We start from the raw sequence: 23,526 nt of genomic DNA, 5'->3' as shown, positions 1-23,526 counted from the left end.
TGCACTCCGCAGGCCAGCCCTCAAGACCTCGGAATGACTTGGAAGGCCGTCGTTTGCCCCGTCCAAGCCGAGTCTCATTCCCCACTCGAGTCCCGGTTTCGAATCCTTTGACACCTCAGCGACACCTCAGCGGGGCTTCGAGTCCTTTGACACCGTCTCCGGGCCGGGCCGCTCAGTATCCCCACACCTGCATCTCGACGAGCGAGTAGCCCCACTGCGTGGCGCGCTGCGTGCCGAGCATGCGCACATAGCGGCCGCTGCCGTTCAGGTTGGGCAGCACCACATGGCCGTACGAGACGCCGTTGGTGGTGGAGTAGAACGTGGTCCAGTTCACGCCGTCGTTCGAGGCCTGCAGGTAGTAGACCCTGGCGCCGGCGTCCCAGTACAGGTCGACGCCATTGATGGTGCGCACCGAGCCCAGATCCACCATCAGCCACTGACTGCCGGCGGCGCTGCCCTCGATCGAATTCCAGCGCGTGCTGGTGGTGTTGCCGTCGAAGGCATTGTTCGGGCCCAGGCTGGCGTTGTAGCTCGACGAGGCCGAGGCCGGCTTGCCCTGCGACAACAGCACCGTCTGCGGCGGCGCGACGGCGGTGCCCGGATGGTAGTTCGAACCGAGCTTGGCGCGCGTGCTGTCGGCATTCACCCCGAACCGCGACAGGCTCCAGCGCTGACCCGTGCTGGTGTCGCCCAGGTAGAGCTGGTAGCCGCCCGTCGTGGTGGACGAGAAGAACACGTAGTTGGTGCCGTTGACGGGCCAGGGATCGGAGTTGTTGCTGTTACAGTCGTTGATGCTGAGCTGGTTGGGCGTGTCGCCCGGGTTGACCTTGGTGTAGAGCTGGTCGAGTTGGGTAGCGTCCTTCCAGCGTGCATAGAACACGGTGCCGTCAGCGCGCACGATCGGGTAGTAGGCCGCCAGCCCGGTCGGCGTGTCGAACGCGACCTTGGTGCGGGTGGCGACGGTCTGCTTGTACAGCCCCATGCCGGAGCCCGCACCGGTGACGAAATAGACGGCGCTGCCGTCAGGGCTGGCGAACGGCATCGAACTCTCCACGTCCGGTGCCGTGTTGGTGAGGTTCACCACCGAGGTAAACACCGGGCCCGAACTGGTGTACGACAGCGTGGCTTGCATGATGTCGCCGTTCTGCTTGAACAGCAGCGACTTGCCATCGGCGCTGAACTTGGGGTCCTCGTTGCGCGTCTCGCCAGTGCTGTTGGTCAGGTTGACGGGTAGCTCGCTGGAGCCGACCCGCCAGAAGAAGACGTTCCACGCGCCATTCGCGATGCCCATGAAGGCCAACCATTTGCCGTCGGGACTGAACACCGCGTTCATCGGATCCTGGATGCCCCAGGTGCTGTTGGACACCTGCGTGAGCGTGCGGGCCGCGAAGTCATAGATGAAGAGCTGGCTGGTGCCGTCGCCGTAGCCGACGTAGCTGTGATACGCGAGCTTGCCCGTCAGGCTGGCCGGAAAGGTGGAGTCGGACTGGGTCGGCGGATTGGCCACGCAGGCCGCGTGGGCCGCCATGCCCAGGGTGGCAACAAAGGCGCCCGCGGCAAGGCGCAGTGCGAGAAAGCGGTGAGGCATGGGTTGAACTTCCTGTGCGAATGCGTCGATGGGGAGAGGCCACCGGGTTGAGCCTTCGCCGCACCGGCGGTGAGCAGGCAAAGCTCCGCCCGCTCGGGTTTAACGAGGCTTCATGAAGCAACAACCCGTCTACCACGAAAGGCGTGAAAGTGACGAAAAATATGAAGCCATCCGAGCGCGTGAACCGGGATGGGAATGAGCTGTCTGGACCTGGTTTGATGTCCTGCAACAGCCGCGCGCCCTGGGGGGAACCACCGCTCACCCAGGGATCGGAGCCGTGCTCCTGCTCGAAGGCGACGAAGACGACACGGCCATCTCCCACCGGCTGGTGCAGAGGGGCCGAGAAGGGCCGCTGACGGAGGCCGCCCGAGCACTGCGCCAGGCCCGTGGAGAGGCCGCACAGCCCCCTTTGGGTACACGCCTGCTCAGGCCGCGCTCCCCTCAGGGGCGAGGCAGTGGGCTTGGGCCTGTGGGCCACTGCCGCCTGGCGCTCAACACCAGTGAATCCTTCCCAGGCGGACACGAGCACGGCGTCAGGATTTGGCTTCATTCCCTGGAGGCTCTTCCTGGCCTGGCCAGGACATGCGGTAGGCTCACCGGATTGAGCCCCATTTCCTCGAAGCAGCGACTCACGAACGAGAGGGTCTCGGTGGCGACGTACTTCCTACGTCCCCTCCGCCGGGCCCTTGATGCGCACGGGTGCGAGCCGTCGTCGGTCCTCGCCCCGTTCGGGCTCGCCGATCAGCCAGCGGCGCGCATCCCCTTTGAAACCGCGGCGGCCATCTGGGCTTCGGCGGCGGCGCTCGCCGAGCCGGGCATTGGCCTGCACGCGGCGCGCATGCTGGTCCCTGGCGACTATGGCGCTCTGGAGTTCGCGGCGCGCTCGAGCCCCACGCTGCGCGCCGCGCTCGAGCGAAATGCGCGCTACCACCGCCTCCTGAACGACCGGAGCGAGGTGCTCGTCCAGGGACGCTGCGTGCGCTATGTGCGCCCGGGCATGGAGGCGTCGATGCCCGCTCCCTACGTGGAGTTCGTCCTCGCCTCCTGGGCGAGAATGGCCCGCGATCTCGCGGAACGCTCCTCGCTGATCGAGCGCGTCTTTCTGCCCCACGGCCCTCCTCCGGACGACACGCTCCATCGCGAAGTCTTCGGGTGCGAGGAGATCCGGTTCGGGAGGGGCGAAGCGGAGCTGCACTTCGCCGAGGGTGCGCTCGACGCGCCACTCCCTCGCGCCGACGGGGCGCTCGCCTCGGTGCTCGACCGGCACGCCGAAGCCCTCCTCGAGGAGATCGCTCGCGGCGCGCGCTGGACGTCCCGTGCGCTCACCCACATCGAGCGCCGCCTCGCCGATGGGACGCCCCGGCTCGAGGATGTCGCGCAGGACCTCGGGATCTCGCCGCGCATGCTGCGCCGGCGTCTCGAGGAAGAGAACACGACGTTTGCCCGGGTTGTCGACGATATCCGCCGACGGCTCGCGCTGAAGATGACCGCGGACGCCACCCTCTCGCTCGGAGAGATTGCGTTCTTCCTCGGGTTCTCCGAGCCGAGCGCCTTTCACCGCGCATTCCGCAGATGGACGGGCCGCACGCCCCGAAGCGAGGAGCCCTCGCCGCCATAGCGGTGGTCACCCGGGTCAGCCGGGGGGTCAGCCGAGTCACTGCCTGAAACGAAGCCTGGCTGCAGAGTGGGAAGCGAAAGGTGCTTCCCATGAACCCTTCCCTCTCGCCTCTCGCCGCGCCGCCGGGCCTGGGCCTTGCGGCGCGCCTCGGTCCTCACGTGCGGCTCGCGCTCGCCGGATTGGCGCTCGCGCTCGGAGGAGCGGCGTGGGTCCTTGTCCCGTACCGTCCGATCGCCATGGCCGGTGCGACACCGGCTCCGCCACCGTATGGACGACCCGTGGCGGTGCCCGGCCTGCGTCTCCACGTCTTCAACACCGGGGCGAACCGGATGTCCTCGCTGCTCGTGGGCGATGTGCGGCCCTGGCGCTCCGCCCCCGCGTTCGTCATCGAGCATCCGCGGCACGGGCTCATCGTCTTCGATACAGGGCTCTCGCCAGCGGTGGCACGCGACGGTGAGCGCGCGTTGCCGCTGCCGGTGCGCTGGCTCTTCGAGAGCCGCGGGCGGCCCGAGCGCACGCTGCCCGCCCAGATGCGCGAGGCCGGTCTCGAGCCGGCGCGTGTCCGCCAGGTGGTGATCTCGCATCTGCATGACGATCACGTGGGAGGACTCGCCGCCTTCGAGAACGCGCCCATCATCGCTGGCCCGGCAAGCGCGTCCCAGGCCAGCGCGTACGGCCTCGAGGGGCGGTGGCATGAGGTCCACTTCGCGGGTGACACCGCGCCTCCATTCGACGCCGCGGCCGACCTGCTCGGAGACGGGAGCGTGGTGCTGCTCGGGGGCGGCGGACACTCGAGAGAGGATCTCCTGGTGCTGCTCGCGCTTCCGGGAGGCCCGGTGCTCCTCGCGGGCGACGCCGTGGTCCATTTTGACTGGCTCGAATCCGACGACGTGCAGCGGATCGCCGTCGATGCCGAGCGCGCGGCGGCGGTCCGCAATCAGGTCCGTGCGTTCCGGGCAGCGACTCCGGACCTTGTCCTCATCCCTGGGCATGACCTCGACGGGCTGCCCACGAATCGCACGGACCTCGTGCTGCACCACCCGGAGTGGTTCGCGGTGGAGGCCTGGCCGATCTCCCTCGAGGGGTGATGCCCACGGGCCTTCGTGAACCCAAACCCCGAGGCACTGACCATGAACCCGACGCCAAAATATAACGGTTTTGCCCAACTGGAGAAACCATGAAGAGATCCACCATCGTCTTGAAGTCGATCGTCGTCGCCGGCTCCGCCCTGTTTGCCGGCACCGCGCTGGCCGGGGTGCCCAGCGGCGTTTCCGTCAAGACCTCACACCCGCGCCTGTATGCGAGCGCCTTCGACTTCACCCTGCTGGAGATCGAAGCCGCGGTGGGGCCGAAGACGTTCCCCACGCAAAAGGGCGAGTTGAAGTTCACGCTGACGCCGGTGCCCAAAGGAACGGGCGACACCGCGACCACGACCATCTTCGGCGACCAGAATGCGCCGAACTCGCTGTACGTGCGCCATGCGGACAGCGGCACGAGCGCCGGCAGGACCCTGGTGCAGGTGGTCTTACAGCGCACCGCGCGCGTCGGGACGACGGAACCCATCAACGCGTTTGCCGCCACCTTCGAGGTGACGACCGGTACGCCCCATGAATTCGTCGTCACCTGGGATGCCGGCGCGAAGACCGCGGTGCTGAAGGTCGACAACGTGCAGCACCCGGCGAAATGGCAGCCGGCCGGCGACGGCTGGACCGCGTCCGGCCAGAAATTCGTGCTGGGTGGACATAAGGGCGACCAGCTGAAAAACCTCAGCGTGCGCAACCTGGCGACGAACGAGGTGTGGTCGTCGCTGCCGGAGCTGCCGGTCGAGATCGCGCTGCACGAATCGTGGCAAGGTTACCTGCGTCGCAGCACGACGCTGGCCAACTTGATGAACAATACGTGCGACCTGAGCAAACCGCTGGCCGATCAGGTCGACTACTGCAATACGACGAGAGGCGGCCGCGGCAAGATCACCGAACCGGCCAAGTGGCTGGCGCTGGCTTACCGGCTCACCGGAAAGCCGGAGCTCCTGACGGCCGCTAAAAAGCACATCAAGCTGCTCCTGAAGGCCGACCTTGGTGCGGGCGAAGTGGACGGCCCGGAATGGAGCATGAGCGGCCGCGTCGGCGCGATGGGGATCTATTACGACTGGCTGTTCGACGACCTGAAAGGCGACAGCCCGGACGGCGTACTGACCTACCACGAGGCGCTCGCGCAGCGGATCAAAGCGACGATCGCGTTCGACGTCGTGGGTAAGAACACCGACCTGCTCGGTTCCGTGTGCGGTGCGCCGGCGCAAAATGCCAGCGGCCAGTGGGTGACGCCGACCATCACGGCCAACCCGTTCGACTGCGCCGTCAAGCCCGTCTTCACCACCGGTGCCGGTCCGAATATCCGCACCAACTACCTGAGCGGCCACACGGCCAGCGCCAACACGGGTTCCCTGCTGGGTCTCCTCGCGATCGCCGATGCGTACCCCGAGGTGAAGGGCCTGATCGACACGATCTACGACCACTTCAAGTTCGGCTACTTGCGCGCGCGCGACTTCGTTGCCGAGAACGGCGGCAACCAGACGCTGTATTCGTACGCGTCCTCCGCTGGCGAGACGGCCGACCGCCTGCTGCTGTGGAACCGGGCGCTGACGAGCAACTCGGGCCTGCAGATGGTGTCGGCACCGTACATGATCTACCCGTACATCTACGGCGTGCGCGCCGACGGCAGCTTCCCGGCGGGCGGCGACAACTTCACGTTCAGCCTGGGCGAGCGCAGCGTGGGCAGCATGGCGCTCGTGGGCGCGGCGGCCGGCGACGTGCATGCGGCGAATTACTACTGGAACGACATCATGCGCTACCGTAGCGCCTCGCACGTGGGCCTGTTCGAGGAGCGCCTGCTGTATCCGAAGCCGACGACAGCCGCGCCGACGACCGCGCTGCCGCTGTCGCGCCACTTCAAGACGGCCGGCAATGTGCTGATGCGCGACACGTGGACCCACGCGGAGGCGACGCTGCTAGACTTCAAATCGTCGTCGTTCATCAGCGAGAACCATCATCACCTGGACCAGAACGCCTTCTCCCTCAGCTACAAGGCGCCGCTGCGTAAGCCTCCGATCCAGCCCAGGTAGTGGAAGTGCTCGAGGGGCCGCAGAGTGCGCGGCGCGATGACGACGAACACAGCGACGACGAAGACGGAGCCGGCGTGGTTGGAGGCAGCGCGGCGGCCGAGGTGGACACCGGAGGTAGCAGCGCAGGTGGTGCGAGCGTGGGAGGAGGAAGGAGGCACGCAGTCGGCCTTCATGCGCAAGCACGGTTTGCCGCGCGAGAGGCTGCGCTTCTGGACGAGGAGGCGAGAAGGGAAGGAGGGGGCGCGCACGGCCATGTCCTTCGTGCCCGTGGAGGCGGCGCCCGCTGAGCGGAGCGAGGCGGGGCGGGAGCAAGGGGAGGCGGTGCAAGTGGAGGTGGGCGGAGTGCGGGTGCGAGTGGAGGCGGGAGCAAGCCAGGCACTGGTGGAGCGGGTGCTGCGGGCGGTGAAGGAGGTGCAGGGGTGCTGAAGCTACCGGAGGGAGTGAGAATCTGGGTGGCGACACAGCCGTGCGACATGCGCAAGCAGGCCGACGGGCTGAGTGCGCTGGTGCAGGGCGGCCTTGGGCAGCAGCCGAAGTCGGGCCACCTGTTCGTCTTCTTCTCCAGGAGAAGGGACTTCGTCCGCATTCTCTTCTGGGACGCCAACGGGTACTGCACCGTGAGCAAGAGACTGGAGGCGGGACGCTTCCGGGTACCGGCGCCCGTGGAGGGCCAGGCCGCGGTGCACCTGGACGTCCGGCAGCTCGCGGAGTTGCTGTCGCTGGTGGAAGCAAGCCACGCGGTACGGCGGCGCGAGGTGCACTGAGTCCGCGCTTGCGCGCCCGGCATGACTTCGGGCATAGGCAAGGCGCGCATGACTTCTCCCGTCACCATCGAAGAAGAGAGGGGCCAGGAGGAAGAGGCCCAGCTGCCCGCCATCGAGGGGAAAGACTTGGAGGCGGTGCGCGCCTACGTGCTGCAGCTGCTGACGGAGGGCCGCGGCGAGCAGGCCATTGAGATGTTGTTGGACCTGTTGGGTCGGCTGCGCGAGGAGCACAGCTCCACGCTGGTGCGACTCAAGCAGGCGCTGCGGCAGCTGTACGGACGGCGCAGCGAGAAGACTCCCGCCAGTCAGCTTCAACTCCTGCTGTCATTGCTCACCCAGCAGCAGTCCGTCGAGCCAGCGGCCGAGCCCACCACCGCCGACGGCGCACAGGCAGCCGCCCCAGCGGCCCCGCCGGCCGACGCGCCGAAGAAGGCGCCCAAGCGCCCGCCCGTGCGCGGCGCCCAGGCCCTGCCCGCGCACCTGGAGAGGCGCGAGGTGCTGGTGCAACCCGCGGCCGAGGAGTGCGTCTGCCCGGGTTGCGGTGAGCAGAGGCAGCCCATGGGCGAGGAGGTCAGCCAGCGACTGGAATTGGAGCCGGCGCGCTTCTACGTGCGGGTGGAGAAGCGCCCGAAGCTGGCATGCCAGCGCTGCAAGGAGGGGGTGGCCGCCGCGCCCGCCGGTGAGACGCCACTACCCGGGGCACTGCCCGGCCCGGGGCTGCTGGCGCAGCTGCTGGTGGGCAAGTACCGCGATGGGCTACCCCTGCACCGCCAACAGGCCATTTTCGACAAGCGCCACGGGGTGAGGCTGCCCGCCTCCACCCTGGGCGACTGGGTGGCGAGCGCCAGTGACTTGCTGCCGCCCGTGGTGCAGCTGCTCAAGCAGCGCACGCTGGCGGACGCCCTGCTGCACACCGACGACACCGGGGTGCGCGTGCTGGACAGGGACGACGCCCGTGGCATCAAGCGCGGCCACCTCTGGCCGTACGTGGGCGTGGGTGGCAACGTCTTCGTGGAGTACACCCCCGACTGGAGTGGCACGGGCCCCCAAGCGGTGCTGGCCGACTTCCGAGGCTATCTGGTGGTGGACGGCTACAAGGGCTACGAGGCCCTCTTCGGCCCCACCTCTCCACGCATTGAGGTGGGCTGTTGGATGCACGCCCGGCGTGGCTTCGAGCGCGCATACGTGGCCGGAGACGCTCGCGGCGGCACGGTGCTCATGCTCGTGCAGAAGCTGTACGCCGTGGAGCGGCAGGCTCAGGACGCGGGGCTCTCCCCCGAGGCGCGCCTGACCCTGCGACTTGCACACAGTCTGCCTGTCTACGAGGAACTCTTCGGCTTGCTGGAGCAGTGGGCCCCGCACGTGCCCGCCAAGACGCCGCTGGGCAAGGCCATTGCCTACGCGCGCAACCGCTACGTCCCCCTGGGCCGCTTCCTGACGGACGGACGCATTCCGCTGGACAACGGGGAGGTGGAGCGCCTCATCAAGCTCATTGTCCTCGGACGCAAGAACTGGCTCTTCCTGGGCAGCGATGCCGCTGGCCACCGGGCCGCCAACGTCTACTCCCTCGTGCTCAGCTGCTACCGGCTGGGCATGGACCCGTGGGCCTGGTTCCGCGACGTGCTGCCCAAGCTCGGCGACACCCGCTTCCCCGCCTCCCGCCTCGCGGAGCTCCTCCCCGAGTCGTGGGCCCAGCAGCAGGCTCAGCAGCGATAGGCTCGTCGACGTGCCGTCCATCACGCGGCCACCATGCCACGCTCCTCGCTGGTCGACACCCTGGGCTGGCTCGGGGGCTTACGCCGCTGCTGCTCGATTCCGGCCGCTACGACAACTACGGCAGCGTGCATTGGCTGAACTACTACACGCGCACGATCGCGCACAATACGATCACGGTGTACGACGAGGAGACATTCGGCGGCCGGTCGCTCGACGGCGGCCAGTGGTTCGGCACACGCGCGACCTATCCGACGATCGAACAGATCCAGCCGGGCGGGTCGAACGTGCTCGATGGCGTGGCCAGCTACGAGGAGGGGGGCGACTACGCCTACGTGACGGGTAACGCCAGCAAGGCTTACGTCAACAGCAAGATCGATCCGAACACAGGCTTCCTGCGCAGCATCGTCTACCTGCGTTCGCAGGTGCGCGGCGAGCAGCCGAAGATCCTTGTGTTCGACAGCGTACGCCCGACCAAGCCCAATATGGAGATCACGTCGCTGCTGCACAGCGTGAACAAGCCCACCAGCACGATCGTACCGACGGACGAGCACAGCGGTCGCTACAAGTTCGGCTTTATCGGCGCCGCCGAGCCGCTGACGATCCGGAACGGCGACGGCATGGTGACGGTGCAACCGCTGCTGCCAGCGCAAAGCGACATCGCGCTGGTGGGCGGCCTGAATGAAGGCAGCTCGTGCGTGCAGGCGGCCGTGCCGGGCACGACGTCGTTCGAGACGCCCCGTGCCGAGTTCACGTCGCAGGATTGCCGCTTCATGGTGCGCACCAAGCTGCAGGACGGCACGATCGGGTGGCGCAACTTCGCGATCATGGATGAACCGCCAGAGCCGTCGCGCGACACCGATATCGGCGCCTGGCGCGTCGAGATCACGCCACGCACCGCGCCGGCCGTCGGGACAGCGCAGTTCTTCCTGAACGTGCTGCACGTGGACGACAGCGATGGTGCGACCAGCGGTGCCGCCGCGATCGCCAAGGCGCGCCTGTTGTCGTCGGATGGCAATGCCGTGGCGGTGGCGATGGCCGACGGCCGCGTGGTGGTGTTCCATGGCGGTGTCGCGCCATCCGCCACCACGGACGAAATCAGTTGGACGGTCGATGCGGGCTCGAAAGCGCCGACGTTGGTGGTAGGGCTGCAGAAGGGCGCGACCTATACGCTGACGCCGGTCAGCACGACGCGCATGAAGCTCACGCGCAGCAGCACCGGTACGCTGACGGCGCCGAACGGCGTTCTGAAGATCAACCGTAGCTGACGACAGGTGCCCCGCGCGCGAGGGGCCATGAAAAAAACCCGCCACGGCGGGTTTTTTTCTTTTGGCCGGCTACGCTCAGGCGAAGTTCTGGTTCACGAAGTCTCAGTTGACCAGGTTCCACCACGATTCCGGATGGTGTCTTCCGGATGGTGTCAAAGGACTCGAAACGCGGGACCAAAGCCAGAACGAGACGGGGCGTGGACGGTGGAATCCACCCTCTTCAAATGCTTCCGCGGACTTGCGAGTTGGCGCGCGCGGTGCATCCGGCCCAGGAAGGGTGTCAGACGATTCGTAGGAGACGAGGTGTCGGATCGAGTCCTTTGACACCTTCCCCGCCAACACGCCTCCCACCACCTCGTTCACCTCCAGGCTGGGGCGCAGCAGCATTCGCCCCTGGAAACACCTGGACGTGACGAAATAGTAGCCTTCCTCCTGGAACATCCTCAGCGGCCAACCCATCCCCTCCCCCGCGTTTGCTCCGCGAGACTGAATGCACTCCGCAGGCCAGCCCTCAAGACCTCGGAATGACTTGGAAGGCCGTCGTTTGCCCCGTCCAAGCCGAGTCTCATTCCCCACTCGAGTCCCGGTTTCGAATCCTTTGACACCTCAGCGGGACACCTCAGCGGGGGATGCGGCGGTCAGCTTTCTCCGTGCGCTGGTGCGCGAGGCGGCACGTTGATGGAGGCGCTCGCCTCTTCCTGCCTTGAGAAACCTTCAGGGCTCGACCCGGCCCCCTCATCGCGTGCGCGGCTGCCGGGTCTCCTCGCACCGTTCAGCGGGGCACGACGCGATAGCGATTCGCGCCGGCGATCATGACGCGCACCCACCGGCTCCGGTCGAACTCGACGGGCCGCGTGTACGTGCCATTCGACGGCACGAGGACGCGCATGAGCTTGAGCACCTCCTTGAGCGCGTCGAGGCGCGCCACCGCATAGGCGCCCGTCGACTGCTTGCCTTCGTAGACATCCATCGCGGCATTGAGCGCGGAGAGAGCGTCGAATTGCTTCTTGGGCAGCACGTGCTTGGCGGATTTCTCGAAGCGGGCACCGCCGTCATCGAGGTTCTCGTCCCAGTTCGCACCACCCCCCGCGGGCTGGAGCCGCAGCGCCGAGCCGGGCCCGCGGTGCAGGTTGGCCGGCCACCAGAACCAGAAGTTCTCGAACAGTCCCCAGCGCCCAGTTGTCGCCGCATCAGCGGTGTCGGCGTCGGCGTGCATGCCGGTGAGCACCGCGATGACGGCCATGGTCACGCCCGCTTCATTGGCCGCCTGTGCCGGCGCGTTGTTGTCCTGGAAGGCGAGAGCGGACGGGTAGGTATCACCATTGCGATAGCGATAGTGCTTCTGGATGACGAAGGTGCAGATCTGCTTGAATTCCTTGGTCGCACCGTCGCCGTTCGCGATCACCTTGTCGAAGAAGCTCTTGAGCTTCTCCTTGGGGATGATGTGGTGGTAGCTCCACGACGCGATGGCATTACCGGCGGCATCGGTCGGGGCGGGAACGGGTGTCGTGGGCGCGAAGAGCCCCGCGGGGCAATTTTCGACCTTGCGAATCTCGAATGGCATCAATGCCTCTTCTGGGTGAAGAAAAAGACAACGCCGCGCGTCGGGCTGAGGAAAGCGCCCGCGCGTGATATTCATTCCATCGCACGGCTCGTGAGCAGCCCACCGTGGAGCCACCAGGATAGATGGGTACGGTGTCCGTGGCAATCGGGCGCGCGAGGTTGGGTTCGCCCTGAGGTCGCTGGACACTCCAGATGAGAGGCTTGCGCCGCCATGGTCAAGAAGCCCAGGCCCATGCGGTGCATCTCATGTGTGCCCAACGGAGGCGGCACGCACCGAGGCCCTGCTATGGTTGAGCGATATTTCGTGGGGCCTCCATGCCCCCGTGGCCGATTGACCGCTTCATCTCCTCTAATAGGCGGGATAGAAGCCATGTTGAGGGAGAGGGCAGGAGTGGAGGGGACGAGAAGGGCCGCTGCCGGGGCCAGCAAGGCCGCGCGCCGCGCCGGTGTACACGGGACGGTACAACCCCTTGGGGCACACGCCAGCCCTCGCCGCCCTCGCGTGAGGAGAGAGGCAGAGAATTGGGGCGTATTGAAAGCGGCTGCGCCAAGTTCAGCACCACGCCTGCTGGGGTGGTCCCGGGCCGGTGCCCGCTTCAGAGCCTGAGTGGGAAGTCCCAGGCTATCCAATATCGAGCGCACCCCAGCAGGGGCCGTCACCTACGCCAGCACCTTTCGCCTGCCTCCACACCGCGGACAGGCGAACACGTCCAGGGCTTTCCGTCCTGTGCAGCAGCCCGGCCCGATCCACCCGCGCCGTCCTCTGCTTCCTCGGCTCCTCCACCGTCGCGGCCAAGGAGAGGCTCTCCTTCTGTGGGCCCGCCTCCGTCCCCGCGTGAGGGAGCAGAAATGACCGGAGCTTGGCGCCCGGAGCGAAGACGCCATGAAACCTCGTGAGGTTCGCCCGAGGCGGAGGCACCGTTCTGGGCGGCGAGGCGCTCCGGTCCCCACAGGAATCCCGGCACGGGGCGCACCATCGCGTGTCCCCAGCGCATGACCTCCAGCCGCCGGGCCCACTCGGCGATGCCGGGGTGCGCGGGCATCGGGTCGGCCATCACCAGCCCCTCCCAGTCGCCATAGCTCGCCGAGAGCACCTTCTGGCGCTCGGCCTTCACGTCCAGCCCCGCCATGGGCAGATACCAGGTGAGCACCGTGGGCCCCTGCTCGTCCATGTGCGCTCTCCCTGCCCGTTCTGCCGGGCGGCGAAGTACCAGATGCCGGCCCACGCCGACACTCCCTCCGCCGTGGTGCCGTAGTCGTCCCGGCACGCGTAGTCCACCAGCCACCGCAGCCGGGGCTCCTCCTCGTAGTAGTGGACGAGCACCTGGTTGTTCAGCCGGTTCACCTCCGTGGGCAACGGGCCCATGTCCGGGGGAACTGGAAGAGCGAGGCATGGGTCTCCTCGGAGAGGAAGCGCAAGCCCGCTACCAGCGGCCGGCGCGGCAGCACGCCCTCGTGGGCGACGAGCACGTAGCCCCACTCGCCGAACGAGGGCACTCATATGAGCCGCAACGCGCGCAGCGCCACGTCCTACTTCCGCATCCCGCCCAACTGCGTGGTGGAGCTGGGCGCGCAGGTGGAGCTGTAGCTTGCGCCACAGCCCCACCCCGCCACGCGTGACTACCGTCCGCTGAGCACGGGAATCGCGATGGGCTTGGGATCGAAGTTCTGGAGGAACGTCACGGCAGAGTCGCTATTGCCCTTGATCGCTCGGATCTTCTTCTGAGCCACCTGGTCCTGCAGGGTCGTTATCAGCGTATTCGTTCCATCCGCCTCGATGAGCGCGTCGAGCGCCGAGCGGTCCATGTCGAGCACCGTGGTCGCTGCTTTCAGCGTATCCTCCGTGCTGCCCTGGGCGAACTGTGCCACGGCCTTGCGGATGGTGAGCGTGTAGCCCGCCGTGCCAGGGCTGGGGACGCCCAGCTCGTTGCGGATGATGAACCCCAGGGACTGGTTGGTCTCCCCCGGTATCAGCCGCAGCCCCAGTGACTGCACCCAGTGGCTGCCCGGCAGCGCGGAGATGATGGTGGACGAGACGAGCCCGCCATTCACCTCGTGCAGCGGCAGGAGGCAATCCAGCTCACGCGACGAGGCCGCGTACCAGTTGCGCCAGTTGGGGTTGATCTCTGGCTCGGCCATGTAGGCGAACGACGTGGACTTGATCTGCCTGGCCTGCTGGACCTCGGGCGTCGCGCTCTGCTTGCACGTCGTGGTAGCCCCGATGTGGGTCGGATAGGTGGGGTCGGTGACGCCAGCCTGGATGACGAGCGTGGCCAGCTCCGCCGCCCACTGCAGCCCCTTGATGTACTCGGGATCGGTCTTGTTCAGCTTGAGCGCTGCGTCCTGGGCCGCCTTGGCCACTTGCAAGACATTGGTGTTCGGGCTCTGCATCAGCTGCACGAGCCGTCTGGCTGACTCTTGCGGAGGCGTGGGGCGCAGCTCGATGGGGTCCGCCTGGAAGAAGCCAACCTTGCCCACGTAGATCTCCCGCACCCCCTGGGACACCGAGCCATAGAACTCCGTGAGGTAGTCGCGCGGATTCACCCACCCCATGCCGACCGGAGTGCCCGTGTGCAGGGGGCCCTCGTTCTGGATGGGCTTGAGCTGATCCAGATCCTCCACCAGGTACTGGGGCAGTTGGATGAGCTGGGGCAGTTCCACCAGGGTGTAGCCCCGGTTGATGTAGCGGATGGCCTGGTCATTGGTGAACTGGATGGCGTCGCGGAAGCTGCGCAGCAGCAGCTCGATGTTGTCGCGCTCGCACAGCGGCGGCCCGTGGCTGGGCACCATGCACCACGAGTCGAGCGAGCGCAGCACGTCGACGCTGGTGTACCAGGTGCTCGGGTCGCGGAAGCCCGTGCCGCGCAAGCTGTAGAGGTTGGGGAAGGAGGGGCCCTGGATGACCTCGGCCGCCAGCAGCAGGCCCGACTCCTTGGACCAGTCCTCGCTGCCCGTCACCTTCGATTCCGGCAGGTTGTACCGGTCCGGCACGAAGGCGATGATCTCGTCGTCCGTCTCGCTCGGCACGTAGCGCAGGTTCAAGTTGATCCCCGCCGCCGTGAGGTTGAGCGACTGGCTGAACGTCTTCGAGGGCAGCTGGTAATAGGCGCCTTTCTTGGGGTTCTCGCCCGAGACCTCCCGGGGCCCGATCCCCGAGTTGATGCGCGCCTCGGGCACGGCGTTGCCGTACATGTAGTAGGAGCGCGCGTCGATGATGCTGCCCACCACGGTGGACGTGTTGACGATGGCGCTGTTGATGTTCTCCTGGCCAATCACCGCCACGCAATCGGCCGTGTCCGCGTTGACCGTGTCCGCGTTGAAGTAGCCGTCCTTGCCCGCGTTCTGTGCGGTCTCGGGAGCACAGGGGGGCAGCTTGGCCGCGGCGAGGTAGCCGTTGACGCCACCGGTGTGGTCGATGTGGTTGTGCGTGTAGATGATGGCGCGGATGGGCAGCTTCTCCGGCCCCGCCTTCTCGCGGCCATAGATGCGTTTGCGCAGGGCGGGGATGACCTCGTCCACCGTCTTGGTGCTGCCGAGTGTGTCGACGATGATCCACTCGGGGAAGCCCTCTTTGGTCAGTTTGTTGCCGACCAGGACGATGGTGTTGGCCAGGTCATAGCCCACGGCGCTGTAGGGCTCGTAGGTGACCTGGGACGGGTATTTGTCCAGCGGCCAGTGTTGCTCCTTCAGCTTGTAGATGGTGGGCAGGATCGTCGGCTCGCTCCAGGGCTTGGCCGGCTCGGCCCCGAAGAAGTGCGAGTGCTTGGTGAGGCGAGGATTGGCGTTGTTCGGGGAGAGCGGCCCGTTCTGCACCACGGCCTGGGTGGGAGCCGGAGGAGGTGTCTCGGGCGTGACGCCCTGGGCATGGGCGCAGGAGGTCAGGACGAGCAGGGCCAGCAGCGGGCGGCGCCTGCTGCGGAGAGGGGTGAATGGATTCATGGGGTCCCTTCGGGTGGCGTCGATGCGGAGGCGAGCCTGTGCACCTTCCATTCCAGGTGTTTTCTGCCGGACGGAGGCGGATTCCCGGGGGTCCACCGCGTCAGGGAGCCCGGCTGACACGTCAGGGACGTCAGGCCGACGTGTCACCCATGCGCAGGGGTGGGGGACGTCACTGGTGAACGCGCGCGTGGTCGCATCCGTTCGGGAACCGACGCGCAGTCCCCACCCCGGGGGTAATGCGTTGCCTCCCCGGTCGCCGCAGGGGGGACAACATCCCTACTGATGTGCCCACACGGGGCAGTCGTCGCTCTTTCGCGCCGAGCTCGAGCGCTCGCGCTCGGGGGGCACGGGCATCCTCGCCATTGGCGCGAACGGGGCGCAGGCGCTCCACGACGTATAGGCAGGAGAGAGGCCATGTTGAGGGGGAGGGCTGGTGCAGAGGGGCCGCGGAGGATCGCTGACGGGTGCCGGCCGAGCTGTGAGCCGGGCCGGTGGAGAGGCCACGCAGCCTCCTCGGGCAGTCCTGCCCAGGCCGCCTTCCCATGAGGAGCGCGGCAGGGGCATCAGGTCTCTTGGCTGGCTGTGGCGGCGTAGGCCTCAACACCCTGCGCCCTGGGGTGGCGCTCGCGCCGGGGTTCTACTGGCCGCGTCCTCTCCTTCCTCCGCTCCTGCCTCGCCCCTGCCTCTGGCGCCACGCTCGCCTCCTCTGCTCCTACCTGGGGGCTCGTCACGCTCCTCTCCTCCCCACCTGCTTGGGGGAGCATCCATGTCTCAGCCCGCGGGCGCGAGGCCCGTTACCGCGTGCCTCGGCCTGCCTGGAGCGCCTGTGTGATGAGGCGCAGCAGGTCATCCAGATCGAAGGGTTTCCTGATGTAGTCGTACGCTCCCTCGCGCCGGCAGCGGCTCGCCGTCTCGTCGGAGGCGTAGCCGGTGGCGACGATCACCGGCAGGTCGGGATGGAGCTGCTTCAGGCGCACCAGCACCTCGATGCCGTCCATTCCAGGCATCTTGAGATCCGTGATGACCAGGGAGAAGCGCGCCAGCTTCGCCCGCTCGATGGCGGTGGCGCCGCTCTCGGCAGTCGTGATCTCGTAGCCCTCCAGCGAGAGGATCTCCGCCAGGCTCTCGCGAATGTCCTCTTCGTCATCGATGACCAGGACATGCTCGCGCTGGGTGCTGTCCGGCGGGCACTTCGTCTCGGTGGGGCCGCTCCTCATCGGCTGACCTCCGCGCTCACCCGAGCTGGCACTTCGCGTCCGGGTACGGCGGCGGGTAGCCAGAGGCGAACCGTCGTTCCGCGACCCACGGTGCTGTCGACCTGGAGGGTTCCGCCGTGGGAGTCGATGAACCGCTGGGTCAGCGACAGGCCAAGTCCGATGCTCTGACCCACGGGTTTCGTGGTGAAGAACGGCTCGAAGATCCGCGGCAGGTCTTCGGGAGGGATGCCGGGTCCACTGTCGCTCACGGCGACCTCCACGCCCGGCTTTCCTTCCCACGTCAGGGGCCGTGTCTCGAGCCGCACCGTGGCTCCTTCCGGGCTGGCCTCCAGCGCGTTGCGCACGATGTGGTGCATGGCTGTCTCCAACTCCAGGGCATTCACGTCGACCCAGAGCCGCCCGGTATCGGAGCACGACTGCTCGAGGTGCACGGCACGCCGGTGCGCTTCGTGCCGGGCGAGCTCGAGCACTCGGCTCGTCACCTCGTCCACGGGGTGCGGCTCGCGCACAACGGGGGTCTGGCGGGAGAACTCGAGCAGCGCCCTCAACAAACTCGAGCATCGTTGCGACTGGCGATCGATGACGAGGAGCGACCGGCGCAGGCTCGCCGGATCCAGCGCGTGCCTGAGCAGCAATTGGGCATTCATGCGAATGGCGGCCACCGGGTTGTTCAGCTCGTGGGAGAGCCCGGCCACCAGCGTCCCCACGGCGGCGAGCTTGGCCTTCTGCACGATCTGATCCTGCGCCTCGTGCAGCTGTCGCAGCGTGGCCTGTAGTTCGAGCTTGCTGGCGTCGAGCTCCAGGTAGGCTTCGTGGAGGCGCTCGGCCGCGCGCACCCGGGCCTTGAGCTCGGCTGGACTGAAGGGCTTGCCAAGGTAGTCGTCGGCTCCGGCATTCAGGCCCCCCACCACCTCTTCGCGGCTGGCCTTGGCCGTCAGCAGGATGATGGGAATGTCCCTGTACTGGGCGCTCGCCTTGAGCCTGGTGGCCAACTCGACGCCGTCCATCTCGGGCATCATCACGTCCGACACGATGACGTCCGGCCGCTTCCGCTGGACCGCCTCCCACGCTCGAAGGCCGGTCTCCACCAGCTCGACCTCGTACTCCGTGGCCAGGAGGCCAGCGAGGTACGCGCGCATGTCGGGATTGTCTTCGGCGATGAGCAGGCGCGACACAGGCTTGTCCGAGCGGCGAGGTGCCGGACCGGGCTCTGGCGGGGCATCGTGGAAAGGGTTGAAGTAGCCGGTGCTTTCCACGGCCGTCGTGCCCTCTCCGCCCGGACGCGATGCCACGATGTGCTCGGGGTTGCGCGGCAGGCGGACGATGAAGCGCGCGCCCTTGCCCGGCTCGCTCTCCACCGTGACCTGGCCCCCCATCAGCTCGGCGAACTCCTTCACGATGGCCAGGCCCATGCCAGTCCCCTCGTGCTTGCGCGTGGTGGTGCCGTCGATCTGTTGGAAGTGCCGGAAGAGCAGCCCCTGTTGCTCCTGGGGGATACCCGGCCCCGAGTCGGCCACGGACAGCTCGACCTGTCCGTCCATCGCCCGTAGCGCCACGGTGATCTGGCTCCCGGGAGGAGAGAACTTCAAGGCATTGCCCAGCAGGTTGAGGACGATCTTCTCGAACTTGCGCCGGTCCAGGGGCACCGTGCCCAGGGTGGCATCGGCCTCGAGGCGCAGGTCGAGCCGCCGGGAGTTCCCCGCCGATCGTGCGTCCTCCACGATGCGGGCCGCGAGCTCGGAGATCTCCACGGGCTCCCAGTCGACCTTCATCTGGCGGGCTTCCACCTTCTGATGGTCCAGGATGTCGTCGACCAGCCGGAAGAGCCGCTCGGCATTGCGCTGGACGCGCTCGAGGTCGAGACGGGCGTGGCCGGAGAGCTCGCTGACGCGAGAGGAGAGCAATGTATCCAGCGGCCCCAGGATCAAGGTCAACGGGGTGCGCAGCTCATGACTCATGACGGTGAGGAATTCACTCCTGGCTCGGGCCGCCGCCTCGGCCTCTTCCTTCGCCTTCTGGAGATCCAACTCCATGCGCTTGCGCTCGGTGATGTCCGCGTAGATGCCCAGCAGGCCGGTGACATGACCGGCCTCGTCGCGGAGGGGGACCTTGCTGGTCAAGAGAATGCGCTGCTGACCATCCCCGCGCAGGGCGGGCTCCTCGACCTTGAGGAGGGGCATGCCGCTCCGCATCACTTCGCGGTCGCTGCTCACGAAGGCGTCCGCCTCCTCATGCTTGCTCCAGACGTCGTGGTCCGTCTTGCCGATGAGGTTCTCCGGGCTTCCCACGCCCGTGTCGTCGATGAAGTTCTGATTTCCGCCGAGAAATCGCCCCTCCCGGTCCTTCCAGAAGATGGCGTGGGGAACATTGGCGATGACGTACTGGAGCACGGACTGCTGCTGTCTGAGCGCTTCGAGGATCCGCTCACGCTCGGTGACATCGTTGGCGATTCCGATGCCCCCGACCACCTTCCCGGCCGCGTCGCGCAGCGGGGTGAACTGCACATCGAACCAGACCGCTCCCACCGCCCCCACGACCTTCAGCGGCTCCCCCTCCAGCACGCGGCGGATGCTCCCGGTGATCCATTCGAAGTCACGGTAGACGTCGAAGATCGAGCGACCGACGACGCCACCCGGTTCCAGTCCGAGGCGTTGAAGTCCGCTCCCCTCGGAGAGCGTGAAGACTCCCTGGGCGTCGAATGCGAACAGGATGACGGGAGCGTGTTTGAGTATCAGATGAAGGTGATCCGGGTCCTGCTCGGCTCGCTGCGGCCGCTCCTCGGTCTGGTGTTGCCGGGTGACATCGCGCAGGAAGAGCCACAGCTGCCCATGCTGGGGATGAAAGCGAACCTCGAGCCAGGACTCGAGTGAGGCGTGGTGCATGACGAACCGCGCTGGCGCGTGTTCGGCGAGCGCGTGCCGGCAGTGTTCAAGGAATGCCTGGGACTGGACCTGCTCTCCGAAGACCGATGCCAGCGTGGAGCCGAGCAATCGAGAGCGCGGAAGCCGGAGGAGCCGCTCGGCTGCCTGATTCACCACCTGAATGCGGCACGAGGGGTCGGCTGTGATGAATCCCTCCTCCAGGGCCTCCACGACATCCAGTGGAGAGCAGCCAGCCAGGTTCTGCTCATGGAGATTCATCATGTTGCCCCTCAAGTGAGCCTCAAGGCCCGGTCGGGCCCCCCTTCATCCGTAAGGAACGTATATTCGTTCGGAAAATTGAACCACACGCCGCCCTGGGCGGAAGGCGCTTGACAGGCGGCTCACGGAGGCGAGCCCGGTGGCCGGGAGCGAGGCAACTCGACCGTGAAGGTGGACCCCTCGCCCGGATGGCTCTCCACCCGGATGCAGGTGAACACGTCCACCGCTCTGCTCCTACCTGGGGGCTCGTCACGCTCCTCTCCTCCTCACCTGCTTGGGGGAGCATGCATGTAAATTTATAGCGAACACCCCGGCGCGTGACCCATCCGCGACAACCTCCTGCGCGAGCACCTGGAGCGGACGCGCCGCCGCGCGCGTCCAACCGGCCGTCACCGGCCCATCCCTTTTTCTCGCGGAATTTCCGTGGAATATTGTTCCCGGTCTTTCTCTGGATGACCGGTACCCCATGTCTGCCTGCCCCGACGAGAACGAGCTGGTGGAGGGCGCACGGGGGCTCCTGTCCGCGGAGGCCAGGGCAAGGCTGGAGGCCCATCTGGACGGGTGCGCGGCCTGCTGCGCGGTGGTGGCGGGCCTGGAAGTGGACGGGCCTCCCCCCGTGAAGGACAGCGAGCGCCTGGCGCCGGCCGGGCCCGGTGAGGCGCCCCAGCCGGGAGAGCACGTGGGCCGCTACGTGCTGCTGCGCCGCGTGGGCGAGGGCGGCATGGGAGTGGTCTTCGCCGCGTATGATCCGGACCTGGACCGGCAGGTGGCGCTCAAGCTGCTCAAGCCCGGGGCGCTCGCGAACGCGCAAGCACGGGGGCGGCTGGTGCGCGAGGCTCAGGCGCTGGCGCGACTGTCGCACCCGAATGTCGTCACGGTGCACGACGTGGGCACGGACGGGGACACCGTCTTCCTCGCCATGGAGCTGGTGCGGGGGCGGACGCTGCGCGGCTGGCTGGAGGAGACACCCCGGCCCTGGCGTGAGGTGCTGGCATGCTTCCTCCAGGCGGGCCGGGGGCTGGCCGCCGCGCATGCGGTGGGGTTGGTGCACCGCGACTTCAAGCCGGACAACGTGCTGCTGGGAGACGACGGACAGGTACGCGTCACCGACTTCGGCCTCGCCCGGGCGGACCCCGCCGCCGGGGCGCCCCCCGGCCCGCCCGTTGGAGACGTCCTGCCCACGGAGGCTCCCCCCAGCAGGGGTGACAGCGTCGGAGTCCGGCTGGGGACACCCGCCTATATGTCCCCGGAGCAATGGCGGGGCGAGCACGCGGACGCGAGCAGCGACCAGTACAGCTTCTGCGTGGCGCTGCACGAGGCACTCTTCGGCCAACGGCCCTCCAAGGCCGGCCCGGCACGGACGCGAGCCGGAGCGGAGGCGGGGCCAGCGGCGCGCGGCGCGGGCGTCCCCGGAGCCGTGCGGCGGGCCGTGCTGCGCGGACTGGCCGAGGAGCCCTCCGGGCGCCACTCCTCCCTGAACGCACTGCTGACACGGCTCGACTCCGCCCTGCACGCGCGACGCTGGCGCTGGGCGGCGGCGACGCTGGCGGTGGGCGTGGTGGCCAGCGCCGCCACGGGCTTCATCCTGGCGCGAGGACAGGCCGCGCGGGTGTGCACCGGCTTGGAGGCCCGGCTGGCGGGCACCTGGGACGCGGCGCACCGCACCCGGCTGGAGCAGCGCTTCCTCCAGAGCGGACTGCCCGCCCCCGGCGAGGCCTTCCACTCCACCGCGCGAGCCCTGGACGCATATGCCGAGGCCCTGGTGGCACAGCAGCGGCAGTCCTGCGAGGACACGCACGTGCGGCGGACCCAGTCCGAGCGGCTGATGGATCTGCGCGCCGCGTGCCTGGATGGCAGGCGAGAGGCGCTCCACTCCCTGGTGGTGCTGCTGGAGGAAGGGGAGCGGGAGGCACTCTCGCGGGCACCCGAGACGGCGCGGCAGTTGCTCTCGCTCTCCGCGTGCGAGGACCGGGCCGTGCTCGCCCGCGTGGATCCGCTGCCGCAGGAGCCCGCGGCCCGGGCACGGGTGGCGGCGTTGCGCCAGGAGTTGGACGGGCTGCACATGCGGTTCGTGGCCAGCTCCAACACGCGCGAGCTGCCCCGGCTGGAGGAGATGGTGACGGAGCTGCGCGCACTGGGGCATCGGCCCACGCTGGCGCGCGCGCTCCTCCGGTTGGGCGAGGCGCAGGACAGCGCCGGGCGCTACACCGTGGGGCGCGAGGTGCTGGAGGAGGCCGTGCGCGTGGCGGAGGCCGGGCACGACGACGAGACGGCCGCGCGCGCCTGGAACCGCCTCCTCAGTATCGAGGGACAGGCACTGGGCCTGGTGGCGGAGGCCCAGCGCACCGCGCGCATGGCGGAGGCCGCCCTGGCGCGGCTGGGGCCCGAGGGCGCTCCGGAGGTGGCGGCGGAGATGTACCGCTTCCGCGCCAGCTTGAGCCACCGGCAGGGCGAGTTCGCGCGGGCACTCACCGACTGCGAGCGGGCCCAGGCCCTGCTGGAACGGGTGCGCGGACCGCAAGACGTGTCCCTCACCGACCCCCTCAGCTGCATGGGTCTGGCCCTCAACGGGCTGGGGCGCTACGCCGAGGCGGCCGGACACTACTCGCGCGCCCTGGGACTGGTGGAAGCCGTGTATGGGCTCAACCACCCGTTGCGCGCGGTGCAGCTCAACAACGTGGCCACCGCGCTGCGGCTCCAGGGGAAGGTGGCCGAGGCGGTGTCCCTCCATGAGGAGGCGCTGGCCCTGGGCGAGCGGCACTTCGGGCAGGCCCACCCCAACACCAGCATGCTGCGGGTGAACCTGGGCGACGCGTTGGCCAAGCAGGGCCGGCTACAAGAGGCGCTGCCCCATTACGAGCGGGCCCTGAGCATGCTGCGTGGAGCGGACGGCCAGCACCTGCGCGCGGCGGCCGTGCTGCTCAGCCTGGGCAACGCGCGGGCGGACCTGGGGCAGGTGAGGCAGGCGGAGGCGGCCTACCGCGAGGCGCTCGTCCTCCAGGAGGCGCGGCTGGGCCCCCGGCACCCGGACGTGGCCCTGTCACGCAACAACCTGGGCTCGGTGGCGCTCGACGCGGGCCACCTGGACGAGGCCCGCGCCCACTTCGAGGCGGCGCGCGAGCTGTGGGAGGCGGCGCTCGGCCCGGAGCATCCCAAGGTGGCCAGCGCGCTGCACAACCTGGGACACGTGGAGCTGCGCCAGCACCGGGTGCACCGGGCACTCGTCTACCTGCGAAGGGCCCTGGCGGTGCGCGAGAAGGCGCTGGGGGGGGAGCACCCCCGTGTGGTGCAGACGCTCGGCCTGCTGGGCCTGGCGCTGGTGGAGGCGGGCCAGGCCCAGGAGGCGCGCGAGCTGCTGGAGCGGGCCGTGGCGCTCTCCACCCGGCTGGAGCTGGCCCCGGCCGACGTGGCCCGGGTGCGCTTCGCGCTCGCCCGTGTCCTCTGGTCCTCGCGTGGGGAGCGGGAGCGGGCCCTGGCCCTGGCTCGTGAGGCCCAGGCCGCCTATCAGGGTGACGGCTCCACCCATGCGTCAGGATCGCGTGAGGTACACAACTGGCTGGCCGTCCGTGAGGTGTCTCGAAGGTAGGCCGCCGTG

General features: G+C 68.1%; 13 protein-coding genes and 2 pseudogenes. 9 read left to right on the top strand and 6 right to left on the bottom strand.

The features are described from left to right. Positions 1 to 172 precede the first annotated feature (172 nt). Entirely contained in the window at positions 173 to 1,588 is a 1,416-nt protein-coding gene (locus CYFUS_RS08435) for a discoidin domain-containing protein (RefSeq protein ID WP_095984757.1), read from the bottom strand. A gap of 649 nt (positions 1,589 to 2,237) precedes the next feature. Here CYFUS_RS08435 and CYFUS_RS08425 point away from each other — a divergent pair. From CYFUS_RS08425 to CYFUS_RS08395, 7 genes are all read left to right on the top strand, one after another. After that, positions 2,238 to 3,206 carry an AraC family transcriptional regulator gene (locus CYFUS_RS08425; RefSeq protein WP_198316508.1) on the top strand — a complete coding sequence of 323 codons (969 nt, stop codon included), beginning with the start codon at positions 2,238 to 2,240 and terminating at the stop codon, positions 3,204 to 3,206. Positions 3,207 to 3,295: 89 nt separating this feature from the next. Beyond that, complete coding sequence (locus CYFUS_RS08420; protein ID WP_095984755.1) at positions 3,296 to 4,294, top strand: MBL fold metallo-hydrolase; 999 nt, start codon at positions 3,296 to 3,298, stop codon at positions 4,292 to 4,294. An 89-nt stretch (positions 4,295 to 4,383) separates the two neighbouring features. Next, positions 4,384 to 6,327, top strand: coding sequence for a hypothetical protein (locus tag CYFUS_RS08415; protein ID WP_095984754.1), 1,944 nt, complete (start codon positions 4,384 to 4,386; stop codon positions 6,325 to 6,327). A gap of 36 nt (positions 6,328 to 6,363) precedes the next feature. After that, complete coding sequence (gene tnpA, locus CYFUS_RS08410) at positions 6,364 to 6,753, top strand: IS66 family insertion sequence element accessory protein TnpA (RefSeq protein WP_095984753.1); 390 nt, start codon at positions 6,364 to 6,366, stop codon at positions 6,751 to 6,753. 26 nt (positions 6,754 to 6,779) lie between these two features. Then, entirely contained in the window at positions 6,780 to 7,091 is a 312-nt protein-coding gene (gene tnpB, locus CYFUS_RS08405) for an IS66 family insertion sequence element accessory protein TnpB (RefSeq protein ID WP_198316251.1), read from the top strand. A 48-nt stretch (positions 7,092 to 7,139) separates the two neighbouring features. Then, positions 7,140 to 8,807: an IS66 family transposase gene (gene tnpC / locus CYFUS_RS08400; protein WP_095984752.1), complete on the top strand. Its 1,668-nt coding sequence runs from the start codon at positions 7,140 to 7,142 to the stop codon at positions 8,805 to 8,807. 125 nt (positions 8,808 to 8,932) lie between these two features. Further along, positions 8,933 to 10,072, top strand: coding sequence for a hypothetical protein (locus tag CYFUS_RS08395; RefSeq protein ID WP_095984751.1), 1,140 nt, complete (start codon positions 8,933 to 8,935; stop codon positions 10,070 to 10,072). 772 nt (positions 10,073 to 10,844) lie between these two features. On the opposite strand, the gene CYFUS_RS08390 is transcribed toward CYFUS_RS08395, so the two are convergent. Then, positions 10,845 to 11,711 carry a hypothetical protein gene (locus tag CYFUS_RS08390; RefSeq protein WP_157758321.1) on the bottom strand — a complete coding sequence of 289 codons (867 nt, stop codon included), beginning with the start codon at positions 11,709 to 11,711 and terminating at the stop codon, positions 10,845 to 10,847. A 1,206-nt stretch (positions 11,712 to 12,917) separates the two neighbouring features. After that, positions 12,918 to 13,132, bottom strand: a pseudogene (locus CYFUS_RS51645) (polyamine aminopropyltransferase); the annotation flags it as partial. Positions 13,133 to 13,136: 4 nt separating this feature from the next. Here CYFUS_RS51645 and CYFUS_RS54480 point away from each other — a divergent pair. Then, positions 13,137 to 13,223: pseudogene (locus tag CYFUS_RS54480) on the top strand (KUP/HAK/KT family potassium transporter); the annotation flags it as partial. 32 nt (positions 13,224 to 13,255) lie between these two features. Here CYFUS_RS54480 and CYFUS_RS08380 read toward each other — a convergent pair. From CYFUS_RS08380 to CYFUS_RS08370, 3 genes are all read right to left on the bottom strand, one after another. Further along, a complete protein-coding gene (locus CYFUS_RS08380) occupies positions 13,256 to 15,574 on the bottom strand; it encodes an alkyl sulfatase dimerization domain-containing protein (RefSeq protein WP_198316507.1) in 2,319 nt (772 codons plus the stop codon). Positions 15,575 to 16,368: 794 nt separating this feature from the next. Then, a complete protein-coding gene (locus CYFUS_RS08375; protein WP_095984748.1) occupies positions 16,369 to 16,791 on the bottom strand; it encodes a sigma-54-dependent transcriptional regulator in 423 nt (140 codons plus the stop codon). After that, positions 16,788 to 19,934, bottom strand: a complete 3,147-nt coding sequence (locus CYFUS_RS08370; RefSeq protein WP_095984747.1) for an ATP-binding protein — start codon at positions 19,932 to 19,934, stop codon at positions 16,788 to 16,790. The genes CYFUS_RS08375 and CYFUS_RS08370 overlap by 4 nt, the downstream gene beginning before the upstream one ends. A 463-nt stretch (positions 19,935 to 20,397) precedes the next feature. On the opposite strand from CYFUS_RS08370, the gene CYFUS_RS08365 reads away from it, so the two are divergent. Then, positions 20,398 to 23,517 (top strand): tetratricopeptide repeat-containing serine/threonine-protein kinase, encoded by a 3,120-nt coding sequence (locus tag CYFUS_RS08365; protein ID WP_095984746.1) that lies wholly within the window; start codon positions 20,398 to 20,400, stop codon positions 23,515 to 23,517. Positions 23,518 to 23,526: the final 9 nt, after the last annotated feature.

The sequence above is a fragment of the Cystobacter fuscus genome (assembly GCF_002305875.1).
Classification (GTDB): domain Bacteria; phylum Myxococcota; class Myxococcia; order Myxococcales; family Myxococcaceae; genus Cystobacter; species Cystobacter fuscus_A.
This window is presented reverse-complemented; position numbering and strand designations above follow the sequence as displayed.

Coding starts and splice junctions, on each gene's coding strand:
- CYFUS_RS08435 (WP_095984757.1), bottom strand. CDS start 1,588: ATGCCTCACCGCTTTCTCGCACTGCGCCTTGCCGCGGGCGCCTTTGTT.
- CYFUS_RS08420 (WP_095984755.1), top strand. CDS start 3,296: ATGAACCCTTCCCTCTCGCCTCTCGCCGCGCCGCCGGGCCTGGGCCTT.
- CYFUS_RS08415 (WP_095984754.1), top strand. CDS start 4,384: ATGAAGAGATCCACCATCGTCTTGAAGTCGATCGTCGTCGCCGGCTCC.
- tnpA (WP_095984753.1), top strand. CDS start 6,364: ATGACGACGAACACAGCGACGACGAAGACGGAGCCGGCGTGGTTGGAG.
- tnpC (WP_095984752.1), top strand. CDS start 7,140: ATGACTTCTCCCGTCACCATCGAAGAAGAGAGGGGCCAGGAGGAAGAG.
- CYFUS_RS08390 (WP_157758321.1), bottom strand. CDS start 11,711: ATGAATATCACGCGCGGGCGCTTTCCTCAGCCCGACGCGCGGCGTTGT.
- CYFUS_RS08380 (WP_198316507.1), bottom strand. CDS start 15,574: ATGAATCCATTCACCCCTCTCCGCAGCAGGCGCCGCCCGCTGCTGGCC.
- CYFUS_RS08375 (WP_095984748.1), bottom strand. CDS start 16,791: ATGAGGAGCGGCCCCACCGAGACGAAGTGCCCGCCGGACAGCACCCAG.
- CYFUS_RS08370 (WP_095984747.1), bottom strand. CDS start 19,934: ATGATGAATCTCCATGAGCAGAACCTGGCTGGCTGCTCTCCACTGGAT.
- CYFUS_RS08365 (WP_095984746.1), top strand. CDS start 20,398: ATGTCTGCCTGCCCCGACGAGAACGAGCTGGTGGAGGGCGCACGGGGG.